General features: G+C 33.7%; 15 protein-coding genes. All 15 read right to left on the minus strand.

All coding sequences use genetic code 11. From position 1 onward, the window contains the following. On the minus strand, nucleotides 1-1,008 hold a 1,008-nt coding region (neuC, locus tag KGI01_RS12195; RefSeq protein ID WP_141274907.1), incomplete at its 3' end, for a UDP-N-acetylglucosamine 2-epimerase. Nucleotides 1,009-1,086: 78 nt separating this feature from the next. Next, entirely contained in the window at nucleotides 1,087-2,247 is a 1,161-nt protein-coding gene (locus tag KGI01_RS12200; protein WP_141274908.1) for a LegC family aminotransferase, read from the minus strand. Then, nucleotides 2,244-3,242, minus strand: coding sequence for an NAD-dependent 4,6-dehydratase LegB (locus tag KGI01_RS12205; RefSeq protein ID WP_141274909.1), 999 nt, complete (start codon nucleotides 3,240-3,242; stop codon nucleotides 2,244-2,246). The genes KGI01_RS12200 and KGI01_RS12205 overlap by 4 nt, the downstream gene beginning before the upstream one ends. Before the next feature lies 1 nt (nucleotide 3,243). Continuing rightward, nucleotides 3,244-3,498: a DUF8042 domain-containing protein gene (locus KGI01_RS12210; protein ID WP_141274910.1), complete on the minus strand. Its 255-nt coding sequence runs from the start codon at nucleotides 3,496-3,498 to the stop codon at nucleotides 3,244-3,246. A gap of 1 nt (nucleotide 3,499) precedes the next feature. Then, complete coding sequence (locus KGI01_RS12215; RefSeq protein WP_141274911.1) at nucleotides 3,500-5,176, minus strand: motility associated factor glycosyltransferase family protein; 1,677 nt, start codon at nucleotides 5,174-5,176, stop codon at nucleotides 3,500-3,502. A gap of 208 nt (nucleotides 5,177-5,384) precedes the next feature. Continuing rightward, nucleotides 5,385-6,197, minus strand: coding sequence for a flagellin N-terminal helical domain-containing protein (locus KGI01_RS12220; protein WP_141274912.1), 813 nt, complete (start codon nucleotides 6,195-6,197; stop codon nucleotides 5,385-5,387). A 113-nt stretch (nucleotides 6,198-6,310) separates the two neighbouring features. After that, nucleotides 6,311-6,529: a carbon storage regulator CsrA gene (gene csrA, locus KGI01_RS12225; RefSeq protein ID WP_141274913.1), complete on the minus strand. Its 219-nt coding sequence runs from the start codon at nucleotides 6,527-6,529 to the stop codon at nucleotides 6,311-6,313. Continuing rightward, the gene (gene fliW / locus KGI01_RS12230) at nucleotides 6,517-6,972 is read right to left on the minus strand and encodes a flagellar assembly protein FliW (protein ID WP_141274914.1); all 456 of its coding nucleotides are present in this window, start codon (nucleotides 6,970-6,972) and stop codon (nucleotides 6,517-6,519) included. The genes csrA and fliW overlap by 13 nt, the downstream gene beginning before the upstream one ends. Nucleotides 6,973-6,975: 3 nt before the next feature. Then, nucleotides 6,976-7,542, minus strand: a complete 567-nt coding sequence (locus KGI01_RS12235; protein WP_141274915.1) for a DUF6470 family protein — start codon at nucleotides 7,540-7,542, stop codon at nucleotides 6,976-6,978. A 63-nt stretch (nucleotides 7,543-7,605) separates the two neighbouring features. Continuing rightward, nucleotides 7,606-8,496: a flagellar hook-associated protein FlgL gene (flgL, locus tag KGI01_RS12240; RefSeq protein WP_141274916.1), complete on the minus strand. Its 891-nt coding sequence runs from the start codon at nucleotides 8,494-8,496 to the stop codon at nucleotides 7,606-7,608. 17 nt (nucleotides 8,497-8,513) lie between these two features. Then, the gene (flgK, locus tag KGI01_RS12245) at nucleotides 8,514-10,115 is read right to left on the minus strand and encodes a flagellar hook-associated protein FlgK (RefSeq protein ID WP_141274917.1); all 1,602 of its coding nucleotides are present in this window, start codon (nucleotides 10,113-10,115) and stop codon (nucleotides 8,514-8,516) included. 157 nt (nucleotides 10,116-10,272) lie between these two features. Next, entirely contained in the window at nucleotides 10,273-10,761 is a 489-nt protein-coding gene (locus KGI01_RS12250) for a flagellar protein FlgN (protein WP_068455595.1), read from the minus strand. Between the two features lie 17 nt (nucleotides 10,762-10,778). Next, nucleotides 10,779-11,042 carry a flagellar biosynthesis anti-sigma factor FlgM gene (flgM, locus tag KGI01_RS12255; RefSeq protein WP_141274918.1) on the minus strand — a complete coding sequence of 88 codons (264 nt, stop codon included), beginning with the start codon at nucleotides 11,040-11,042 and terminating at the stop codon, nucleotides 10,779-10,781. Between the two features lie 179 nt (nucleotides 11,043-11,221). Further along, entirely contained in the window at nucleotides 11,222-11,632 is a 411-nt protein-coding gene (locus KGI01_RS12260) for a TIGR03826 family flagellar region protein (protein WP_141274919.1), read from the minus strand. A 68-nt stretch (nucleotides 11,633-11,700) separates the two neighbouring features. After that, a partial coding sequence (locus tag KGI01_RS12265) for a ComF family protein (protein WP_218026252.1) occupies nucleotides 11,701-12,297 on the minus strand: 597 nt, incomplete at its 5' end.

Below are 12,297 nucleotides of genomic sequence, written 5' to 3' on the forward strand. Positions count from 1 at the left end.
ATGTTGTAAAGCCCTATAGATACTTTCTTCTGTAGCATCACAATTAATAATCGTATTAGCTTGTAGTCGTCCCTTTTGTCTATTACCAATATTAACTGTAGGGATTCCCAAGACAGGTGCTTCTACAATTCCACTAGAAGAATTCCCCACAACAGCTACTGAATATTTTAATGTACTTAGATAACGAATTTTACCTAAAGAGTCATAAACAAATACGCGTTCTTTATTTTTTTCTGCGTAAGCATCAATTAATTCATTAATTTCTCTACCTTCATTATCTGCATTTGCTTTTGTAAAAATAACGAGATGCTTTGGAAAACGGTCTAAAGCTGCAAATAAATTTTCTAATTGCTGTATAGAACTCTTCTCCGTAGTAACAGGATGAAATGTAGTTAAAAAGGTATTCTCAAGTTTGTATCCAAAAAACTCTTCTAGTTCTTCTTTAGTGAGGTAATTTAATTTATGAATATTTTCTACTCCTGGGTCACCTACATTAAATACATATGTAGGGTTTTCTCCTAATTGAATAATTCTATGTCTATATTCTTCATTTGCTGGAAAGTGGATTGCACTTAACTTCGTAATAGCGTGTCGAATAGAATCATCAATTGCTCCCTCTGTAATCTCTCCTCCTGAAATATGCGCGACTGGTATTTGCATAACCAATGCTGTTTCAGCGGCAGCTAAAATTTCGTAGCGATCGCCCAAAACTAAAATCAAGTCAGGCTGTAGCTTTTCAAAAGCTGTAGAAAATCCAATAACAGCAAGTCCTAAAGAAGTTGCTGTATTTACAGGTATATTATTTTTAGTTAAAATATTAATTTTTTCGTCAATTCTAAAACCATCTTTTTCAATTTCCTTATAGGTCAACCCAAATTCCTCCGAAAGATGTGCTCCTGTTACAATCGTTTGTAGTATTAATTTTTCACTTTTTTCAATTTCAAACATAATATTAGAGAGTAATCCATACTCTGCTCTAGTTCCCGTTACTACACAAATTTTCTTCATGATTATTCACTCCTCATATTTTTGATATCTCTACAAAATAAAACAGAATAGCGGAGGTACGCTATTCTGTTTCTATTATTATTTACTCGTAATTAATGGCGTGCTCGGTATATTGATAATACGTTTATTTAAACTCTCAACAACAGTCAAATCGCCTTTTGGACAATTTTCATACATGGATAGAGTATGCATTGGTTGCCAAATTGGACGACTCATAACCCCTTGTTCATTCAAATACGTAAGTACTTCGTCTCGATTCATCGAATCATCCAAGAGTATCGTTTGTAACCAATAATTACTTTTCGTATGAATTGGTTCTTTAAATAATGTAACACCATTTATTTTGCTAAGTATGTCATCATAAAATACTGTCAATTCTCGCTTTGCTTCTACAAATTTCTCTACTTTTTCAAGCTGTCCACACCCTAAAGCTGCATTTAAATTAGGCATACGATAATTGTAACCAATTTCATCATGCACATAAGCCCATTTATGTGGTACTTTCGCTGTTGTCGTTAAATGTTTCGCATAATTTGCTAATGCCTCATCGTCAGTTAAAATCGCTCCACCACCACCAGTTGTAACAATTTTATTTCCATTGAAGCTCATTGCATTAACTTTACCGAAACTCGCTGTATGTTTTCCTTTGTAATAAGATCCTAACGATTCTGCTGCATCTTCAACCAAAATTAAATGATACTTTTCGCAAACTGCTATTAATTCATCTAATTCTACAGGATGCCCAAACGTATGCATAGGTACAACAGCTCGAATAACTCTACCTGTCTCTTTATTAATAAGTACATCATTTTGCATAGAACCGACTGAAGATAAATACATATCTAATTTTAAAGGATCTAAGCCTAATGTTCGCTCTGTTACATCAACAAAATGTGGTATTGCTTGTAAATATGTGACTGCATTCGCAGTAGCAATAAATGTAAGAGAAGGCATGATTACTTCATCATTTTCTTTTACACCAGCTACTTTTAAAGCGATTTGTAGTGCAGCTGTACCGTTTACTACTGCTACAGCTCTTTTTACTCCTACCATTTCCGCAAGTGCTTTTTCAAAACCATCTACATAAGAACCGACTGAAGATACCCAACCTGTTTTTATACAGGCTGTTACATAATTCAGTTCACTTTCGCCAAAAGTTGGTTCATGTAAAGGTACAAAATCTTGATGATAATGATTATGAATATTCTTTACGAGATTTTCCCATTCTGGATTAATCATATATTATACACATCTGCCTTATATTGTGCTAAATTTATTGGATTCGTAAACCAATCAATGGTTTCTTTTAATCCTCTTCTAAATCCTTCTTTACCACCATAACTTGGTTCCCAATTTAGAAGTTCTTTTGCTTTTTTATTTCCCGCCCATAAACGATTTACTTCACTTTTTTCTGGTCTTAAGCGCTGTTCATCTGTTTCAATTTTTAAATTGACTTGCATTAAATCTGCAATCATTTCTGCTGTTTCACCAATTGAAACTTCATAATTAGAACCAATATTAATAACTTCACCAATTGAATTATTTGAATTCATTACAGATATGAATCCTGATACTGTATCCATTACATAGTTAAAATCACGTGTTGGGCTAATTGCACCTAATTTAATAGTATCTTTACCATTAGCTAATTGACTAATGATTGTAGGAATTACAGCTCTAGCCGATTGCCTTGGACCATATGTATTAAATGGTCTAATGATTGAAACAGGTGTATCAAATGATTTGTAATAAGACATCGCGATTTGATCTGCGCCAATCTTAGAAGCTGAATAAGGTGACTGTCCTTGCAAAGGATGTTCCTCATCAATTGGTACATATAAAGCTGTACCATATACTTCACTTGTAGAAGTTTGAATAACCTTTTCAACATCTAATTCTCTAGCTGCTTGTACAATATTTAATGCACCATTAATATTTGTATCAATATATGTAGCTGGAGAATGGTATGAGTAGGGGATTGCAATCAAAGCTGCTAAATTAAGTACGTGTGAACATCCCTTCATAGCTTCTTTAACACCAAAAGGATCACGAATATCTCCTGAAAATACTTCGATATTTTTTTTTATTTCTTCTGGAGCTGTATCTAACCATCCCCAAGAATTAAAAGAATTATATTCAACGAATGCTCTAACATTATACCCTTGTCTAACAAGTTCTTCTGCTAGATGTGAGCCAATGAATCCATTGGCTCCCGTTACTAATATTTTTTTCATGCTAATTCTCCTCTAACACAGGTAAAATTTCATATTCAAAGATATCTGAAACTAATACAAAATCTTGTTGTTCCAAACCTTGTACAATTTCATTTAAGGCTGTATTCAATTCTGCTGTTTTTAATTCACTGTATGCATCACTTGAGAAATTATCAATAAATTGAATAATATTCATTAAAGCTAAATCTTTATTTTGTTCTTGAATCGCCTCGATAATATTTTTTACGTTCATTACTAATTCTTTTTTAGAATCCATGTTATAAATTCTCCAATTCTTTTATTAAGTCGCTTATGATTTTTTGTGCATTTTCAATTGCTAAAATATATCCTTGATATAAAGTTAAATTTTGTTTAATAACGCGTTCAAATTTCTTTTTTTGTTGTTCTTTGACATTTTGCTCTGAAAAATACTTTTGTACTTGTAAATCAATAGGTGCTGTTATAATAGACATGGCTGTATTTTTAAATGTGCGTTTTAATTTTTTATCATTTTTGTTTAATACTGTTAAATTTTTTTGAGAAAATATACCTTTGTCTTTTGCTTTATTGATTAATTGAAGATTCTTTTCCACTACTATTTGCGCTTCTTTTAATTGTTTCATTTCTAATTGTAGCTTATTTAATAAATTACGATATGTTTTTTTTGTATTTAGTTTGTTATCGTGATTTGTCTCAGGTATAACCTTTTCATTTTTCTCAATAAATTCTTTAAAAGTAATTTGGTCATATCCTTCTAAATAAATACCACCTTCTGTACAATTAAATATGCCTACACGGTCTTTTAATTGTGCTCTCATAACCTCAAAAGTCTTTTTCATACTTAAAAATGGATAATCTGTATAAACGTCTTCTCCATAATACCCCTTCATTTTAATGTATGAAGTTTTGCTATTATCGAAATCAATCTTCTCTTGTCTTTTGTTACCTTGAGCATGTGATAAGCCGTCCGTATAGGCTAAATCTTGTCCGATTAAAGCGATTTCTCCTGTACTAATGTAAGTTGCAATAGCTAAAGCAAAATGGGCAACTGAACCACCACCCAGTAAAACAGCAACTGGTTCCTGTGTAATATTTTCCAAATATGACTGTAGATTCAAAGAAGATGATGATAAAAAATAGTAAGCATCATTAAATTCTTTACGTACTTCAAATTTGCTTTGCATAGCATAAATAAATTTTGCGCTTTTTAATCCAATGTCTTTAAAATGCTGTAAATTTTCTTCAGAACCATCTATAGATACTACATAATCTGGTTCAATATTTTCTCTTGCTAAAGATCTTATAGTGGAACCAGAAGCAATTAAGATAAATTTATCGCGATGTTGTTTTACTAATTCTAATTGTTTTGTTAATGACGGACCACCTGAAGCTACAACAACAGGTTTATTAGTTATTTGTTTCAGTTGTATTAACGTACTGTCTTCAATTGCATGCTTCAAGTTGTTCATATGATTTCTAAACCAATCGACAGAAGACCCTACAACTGTATTTTCATGTATTTTATTTATAAAAAGTGTATTTTTTATAGCTCGCAGTATATTAATATATATTTCCCCAAAAATTTTATCATAATTTGGAGAAATCACTAAATAACAATTTTCTCGCATGTCCACATGTTTCATTATTTCCTTCTCTAAATATTGTTCGTTCGTTTCATTAATAAAAAAAACGCGATCTGGATATTTTTTTATAGGTATTAAATGTGGGTCAATGACAAGTATTTTCTCTTTGTTGCTTTGTTTAATAAATTCATCTAAAATATAACCAAAACCGTATCCAAATAAGATTACAATATTATCTACTTTATATTGTTTTTCTACAAACAATCTCGCCTCTTTTTTCGGATTATACTTACTGTGTAATAAATAATTATTTATTTTTAAAGTTGGATCTCCCGACTTAGATATTAATTCCTCTACTATTATATTTTCCATATGAATACACCTCAATTTTTATATCGTCTTTAAACTTCAAACTTATATGTACACAACCTAATTTGTTAACAAATCTACTAAATTATTAATATCTATTATCTACTCGTACAAAGAAAAAAGCTTCAGTATTTTCGCATACCGAAGCTTTTTTACTTTTAAATACATTTGCATTTGAAAATTATTCAAAAATAAGGAAAATACCAATTTATTATTGTAATAATTGAAGTACACCTTGTGGTTGTTGATTAGCTTGTGCAAGCATTGATTGAGCAGCTTGTGATAAGATATTATTCTTTGTGAACGCCATCATCTCAGCAGCCATATCTGTATCACGGATACGTGATTCTGCAGCTGTTAAGTTTTCTGATGTTGCACCCAAGTTGTTGATTGTGTGTTCTAAACGGTTTTGAACAGCACCTAAGTTAGAACGTTGTGTTGATACCGTTTCAATAGCATCATTAATTGTTGTAATAGCTTTTTCTGCACCAGACTGTGTTTTTAAATCTAAAGCTGAAACAGCTAAAGTATCTGCATCCATAGCATCAATACTTAAACTAATAGTTTGACCTGAATTTGCACCGATATGGAATGCTTTAGCGCTGAAACCACCAGATAGAAGGTTTTGTGTATTGAATTCTGTATCTGTAGCAATACGTGTAATTTCTGAAGCTAATTGATCGACTTCTGCTTGAATCGCTGTACGATCCTCTGCTACGTTTGTATCGTTTGAAGATTGTACTGCTAATTCACGCATACGTTGTAAGATTGAGTGTGTTTCGTTAAGAGCACCCTCTGCTGTTTGGATTAAAGAGATACCGTCTTGTGCGTTTTTAGAAGCCATGTTTAGACCAGAGATTTGTCCGCGCATTTTTTCTGAAATTGCAAGACCTGCTGCGTCATCACCAGCACGGTTGATTTTGAAACCTGAAGATAATTTTTCTAAGTTTTTAGATGCTGCTGTTTGGTTAGCACCTAAGTTACGGTGTGTGTTTAAAGCTGCGATATTGTGTTGAATTCTCATTGTGAGATTCCTCCTTGAATTTGTTTTAATGTCCACGTCCCTGTGGAGTTGCTCGGTATTTCTACCTTACACTATATATATCGAAGTGGGTTTTAAAATGTTTAGCATTTCTTTTAAAAATTTTTTAATTGATTGATTAGCTGCTCTGTGACATCAAGCGCTGCTTTATTTTCTGCTTGAATCGCCTCAAACACTTCTTGACGATGTACTTTAATATGACGAGGTGCTTCAATTCCTAGCTTCACTTGATCACCGTCAATGCTAATGACCTTTACCTCAATACCATCTCCAATCATAATCGATTCGCCGACTTTACGTGTCAGTACGAGCATGACTGTCCACTTCCTTTCTTCGGCTTCAATGGATAACGAAGTGGATGTGCCGCATTTTCGTGTAAAACAACTTGTTTTCCTAATTGCTTCTTCGCATTAATTGCGATAGGTGCTAATAAATTCATCGTTGAATTCTCTAACGTATCTTTTAAGGTTAGAATCCCATAAACCAAAATATCTTCTGGCTGCTCCACTTGTAATTGTTGTAAATCATCTTCCTCTAAATCAAACGCATAGTCTTGCTTAAACTCATATGGATAGGCTGCCATAAAGCCAACAGATGGTGTTTGAACCGACTGTAATGTTACAAAAGGTGATTGAGCACCTAAAGGAATCACGACAAACTCTTTTTCTTCTTCAAAAGCTGGAATACCTTGTGGAAATTGAATAATTGAAGCGGGATCGATTTGAACTTCACCTAAAAATTTTGTTTGAATTTTCACAGACTATTCTCCTTTAATTACTGTAGTTTCGACTTTTTCACGTTGAACGAGTATTCCTGTTACATCACCAGGTGTATAGTCATGCACGACTTTTCCTAATTGTACATCAATTTTTGGTTTTTGTGCTTGAATGCGAATATCAAGACTACCTTCTTGGTATTTAATCTTTACGGAACCAATAGATGGCTTCCATGTAATCCCTAGTCGTTGTTGTTCAAAGGTATCATGTTGTTTTGCAATATTCGATAAAGTGGCTCGTCCATTATCTTTTCGAATCTCCATCATGGCATCGCCCTCTGAAGCACGCCTTGCAATTCCTTCCATAACAGCTGACTGACCTTTTGCAGCAAAGTTTTGGATTGATTCTGCATTCGAGATTAAACCTAAATCGCGATAAGCCTGTGAAGAATCGACAAGTAACTTAGCATCTGTATGATGAATTTCTAATGTTGCGGCAGGTTGTTCAATATGTTGTTGCGCTCTTGGTTGTTCAATATGTTGCTTTGGTTCTGTAATATTTAAGTCTACTTTTGCATCTTGTATATTCAATTTAATTTGATCGAGTTTCACATTAAAACCTCCTTACGAAAAAAGCGCTCAAACGATACCATTCGCTGAACGCTCTTCATATTTTTATAAGAAATCAACTAATGTCGGTTGAATAATTTTCGCGCCAACTGATAACGCTGCGCGATGAATCGATTCTTCTGTAATCAACTGTGTAATCGCATCCTCATATTCCACGTCTTCATTATTTGAGATTTGTTTCGTCACATTGATTTTTTGAGAACTTAAACGGTCTGTCATGACATCAATACGATTTTGTTTTGCACCGACACCTGCTTGCATTTCAAGTACTCTATCTGTTTGCGCTGAAACCGTACCAATCAGATTACTTAAATCAGAGCCCGTTCTTTTTAGACCTTGTTGTACTTGTTGCATCATTTCATCAATTCCATGAAACAAACTTCTAGCATTTTCATTAATTTGGAATGTGATACCTTCATAGATTTCAATATCAACGGACTTATCATTTCCACCTAAAGTAGGTAAAGGATCATTTGCACCAGCATTTGCAGATGAATTTGCAAAGAGTGGCTGATCTGTTGCAGTACCTGAGAATAAATATTTATTTCCTTGTTGCGTATTCGCTAAGTCACGAATTTGCAAACGCAGTTGATCTACTTCTTTTTGCATCGCTTCGCGGTCTTCTGGTGTATTCGTATCATTCGCTGCTTGCGTCACAAGATCTTTTACACGTTGAAGTGCTTTATTCACTTCCGAAAGTGTTGAATCGGTTGTATCCAGCCAGCTATTCACCTCATTCATATTACGAGTGTACTGTTCGTTTTTCGCTAATGTTGTACGATATCCCATACCTTTTACAGATGCTACTGGGTCATCTGAAGGCTTTGTTAGTTTAGAACCAGAAGATAATTGTTCTTGTAGTTTACCCATTTTCAAATAACTGCTATTTAAATTGCGTAACATGTTATTTGAAAGCATTGTTTGTGTAATACGCATTTATGTGACCTCCTTATTTATAGTCCTACACGACCCATGCCGTTAATAATCTTTTCTAATGTTTCATCCATAACTGTTAACATACGTGCTGATGCATTATATGCTTGTTGATACATAATCATATTGGTCATTTCTTCATCTAAAGATACTGAACTAACAGATGCACGATTATTTGAGATACTTAATTGCAGAGAAGATGAATTTTTAAACATTCTTTCTGCTTGTTCACCTAACACACCAACATCTCCAATCATACTTTGAAAGAAAGTTTGAGCTGATGCATTATTAAGTCCCACCAATGCTTTTGTTTTTAAATTTGATAATTCAATCGCAATTTTACCATTACCAACTTCGTTAGCAACACTGGACACAGCGAATTTATTAAAATCTTTTAAAATATCATCCGATACTTTAATACCACCAGCGCCATTCCCTACGAAAAATTTCCCGCCTGCTACAGAAGCATCTATGAGTTTACCATCTGCATCTTTTTTCTCTAGAGTATATCCTGTTTCATGAATTTTATTGAATTCTTTTGCAAACTCGTCAGCTAGTTGATCCAACTCAGCTAATTTGTCTTGAATAACCCCAGTTGGTTGTGAAAAGTTGCCACCAGCATCTTTTGTAATGTAACCATAACTTTCTACGATTCCTTGTAAAATACCAGATCCTTTATTTAATTGCCCCATATTCACAGTGGCACCAGCACCGCCACCAGAACCCATTACAATATTAAATTGTGAGAAAGCAGTAAATGTTTTCGAATCGTCAAAATTTGAATCCACAAGATTTCCACCTGCATCAACTGTTGTTTGTGGTGTTAATGTTGCCACTTCTCGTTTATTTACTAGTTGAACTTCTGAACCATCTGCTAATTTCAAGAAAATATTATATGTTCCTTCAGCAGCTTCTTTTGAATTACCACCATTACCTTCTTTTTTAATCGTAATCGGTAAATATTGGGATAATTGGTCAACTAAAATATCGCGCTCATCATATAAATCATTTGGTAAATAACCATTTGGTTCTGAATTCGCAATTTGATCATTCAGTTGTGCAATCTGTTTTAAAATCGAATTGACGTTTTTCGTTTCAACATTAATTTGATTTTTTAAATTCTCTTGTACTTCTGTTAATTGTTTATTCGTATAGTTAAAGCTTTCAGCAAGTGTTTTCGCTTTTTCAATCGCTACTTGACGTGCCGCACTGTTTTCAGGCGAAGCGCTTAAATCCTGTAACGCTTTGAAAAAATCATTAAATGCTGTATCAATACCATATGTTGACGGTTCATTTAAAATACCTTCTAATTGACCAATCGCCTCTGTACGAGAACCCCAGTAACCTAATTTCGTCGTCTCTTGACGGAATTGATTATCTATAAATTGATCGCGTACACGTTGAATAGAACCTGGAGTCGCACCTGTTCCTAAATACCCTGGAATTTGCGGCGCATTCATTCCTGATCCTGGGAATCCGTTCGTTGGCTTTAAATTCACTGTTTGACGTGAATAACCGATTGTGTTGGCATTTGAAATATTATGACCCGTTGTATATAAACCGGACTGTTGAGCACTTAAACCACGTTTACTCGTCTCAAGTCCCATAAATGTTGAACCCATCGAATCGCTCCTTTTAATAAAAATCACGCATATTCATTCTGTTCTTTTCATCGACATGAATCGAATTTTTTTAAGTATTTCATATAAAATACATACTTTTCGAGAATCTTATATTTTTAAAAATAAAAAAGAAACCACACATCATTGTATGATTTCTTTATGCTTGTGAATCGAATTGTCCTGTTTTTATAGCAGAACGTCCACCAGCTTTCGATTGATAATTAATCTGATCTGGTTGTGGACGAAGTAAGTCTAATGTGAGATTCACGAATTGAAGTGACTGAAACAACATTTTTTGATTTAAGTCATTTTGCTTTTGCAATGTATCAATTGTTAAAAGCAATTCTTTTCGCTTCGTATCTAATTGTGCTGCTTCTTCACCTGTTACATATTTTAATAACTCATTAATTGTCGGTTCTTTGTAGTCAATTTGATTCGCTTGAAAGAATTGTACAACTAATTTTTGACGTTGTTCCTCTAATTGACTAATTGCTGCGATATGTGACTGCTCATTTTTCATCGTTTCGCTTAGTTCTTCTACATTCGATGTTTTTAAAATTTCGGTCTTATGATACGCCAATTTTAATAAACTACGATGCATCATGTTCAATTTATCCATAATCGAAATAATTTGCTCAGTTGACATCGTTCTAAAACTCCTTCTTATAGGCGATAGAATGTCGCTACATCGTTCGCTAATCGATTCGCATCTACTTGATACGTGCCAGCTTCAATTTGCTGTTTGATTCGTTGAACTTTATCAGCTCGTTCAGTTGAATAATCTTTTATCCCCTGAAGGTCCTTTGCTTGAGAAGAAATTTCGATTTGATCCGCAAATTTCATACTTGCGTTTTTTGTTGCTTCTGTTTTCAACTGCTGATTCTTGTATGGATTGATTGGATTCACGCCGTAATTATTTATCTTCATTTTCATTCGACCTCCTTCATTTATTGTTGATGTACTCCTTATTTCGGCAGTAAACATCATTGTTTTAGTAATAAATGCATAATAGAGTAACTATGACTATTCAAGATATAACTCATTAGTTCAATATACCCTTATATCGTTTTCTAAACATCTCTTAAACTATTTTTTTACGATTTCTTTTATCTTTTATCAGATAAATACGTTCCTTTTTCTGCTTTCTTCACAGCTTCTCTAAATTCTTGCCCTGCTTCAAACTTACGTAACTCACCTTTTAATTCATCTTGGCATGAACTACACAACTTTCCAGTCGTCGTTAAATGTCCACATTGGTCACATGGATAACCTAAATTCGGAAACAATGCTGGCTGTAAACGTCCTTTACGTACCCATTTGTGTAGCAAGTCTTCTTCTACACCTGTTGCTTCCACAATGCGTTCTACTGTTGCTGCGCGATTTTCACGTCTTCTTAAAAAACGATATACGATTTCATATTGTTCTTCTTCAGCTATTGCACACTTCCCGCAAATATCGCGTACACCATTATAATTAAAAAATTCTCCACATCTTGGACAATTTCTGATTTCACCCATACTCCATTACCTCCACATTTTCAATCTACTATTAATGTCGACCATTTCTTCATGTAGTTTATCATAATTCACTTCTTCCCTGAGATGAAAATGACTTCTTCAACGGATTTTGCCCCTAATTCGAGTAAAATCGTTTTAGCATGCTTAATCGTCGTTCCAGTTGTGATTAAATCATCAATTAATAGGATTTTTTGCTGTGATACATCTACTTGAGGTAAACTTTTGAAAAAAGAGGAGCTATTAATACGCTGTTCATATGTTTTTTTACTCTGTTGTGACATCGTCGTTTTTTCTAAAACCGATTGAAAAGGTAATTTCGCTTGTTGTAAGACGACTTCTACGGGTGAAAAGGTTCGCTTTTTTTCCATCTCAACATGCATTGGAATCGGAATAATTAAGTCATATTCCATACCCCTTACTTTATTTTTTAAAGCCTTAGCAAAAAAGTCCGCTACACGAATATCTTTTAAAAATTTAAATTGGTGCAGAACATCTTGCATAAATGAATTATAGAAATAGATAGCATGAGAATCGGATGTATATTCAATTTGTTCTTCACACTTTTTACAACAGTAAACAGAGGGTATTCCAAACAAAAATTGCGTGAAAGAACTTGGTTGCTGGATGATTTGATCACAAAATAAACAATGCATTAGACACGCCCC

This window comes from Kurthia gibsonii (assembly GCF_006539985.1).
Classification (GTDB): domain Bacteria; phylum Bacillota; class Bacilli; order Bacillales_A; family Planococcaceae; genus Kurthia; species Kurthia gibsonii.

Excerpts from the sequence above, each read along its gene's own strand:
- KGI01_RS12200 (WP_141274908.1), bottom strand. The coding sequence starts at position 2,247 with ATGATTAATCCAGAATGGGAAAATCTCGTAAAGAATATTCATAATCAT.
- KGI01_RS12205 (WP_141274909.1), bottom strand. The coding sequence starts at position 3,242 with ATGAAAAAAATATTAGTAACGGGAGCCAATGGATTCATTGGCTCACAT.
- KGI01_RS12210 (WP_141274910.1), bottom strand. The coding sequence starts at position 3,498 with ATGGATTCTAAAAAAGAATTAGTAATGAACGTAAAAAATATTATCGAG.
- KGI01_RS12215 (WP_141274911.1), bottom strand. The coding sequence starts at position 5,176 with ATGGAAAATATAATAGTAGAGGAATTAATATCTAAGTCGGGAGATCCA.
- KGI01_RS12220 (WP_141274912.1), bottom strand. The coding sequence starts at position 6,197 with ATGAGAATTCAACACAATATCGCAGCTTTAAACACACACCGTAACTTA.
- csrA (WP_141274913.1), bottom strand. The coding sequence starts at position 6,529 with ATGCTCGTACTGACACGTAAAGTCGGCGAATCGATTATGATTGGAGAT.
- flgL (WP_141274916.1), bottom strand. The coding sequence starts at position 8,496 with ATGCGTATTACACAAACAATGCTTTCAAATAACATGTTACGCAATTTA.
- flgK (WP_141274917.1), bottom strand. The coding sequence starts at position 10,115 with ATGGGTTCAACATTTATGGGACTTGAGACGAGTAAACGTGGTTTAAGT.
- KGI01_RS12250 (WP_068455595.1), bottom strand. The coding sequence starts at position 10,761 with ATGTCAACTGAGCAAATTATTTCGATTATGGATAAATTGAACATGATG.
- flgM (WP_141274918.1), bottom strand. The coding sequence starts at position 11,042 with ATGAAGATAAATAATTACGGCGTGAATCCAATCAATCCATACAAGAAT.
- KGI01_RS12260 (WP_141274919.1), bottom strand. The coding sequence starts at position 11,632 with ATGGGTGAAATCAGAAATTGTCCAAGATGTGGAGAATTTTTTAATTAT.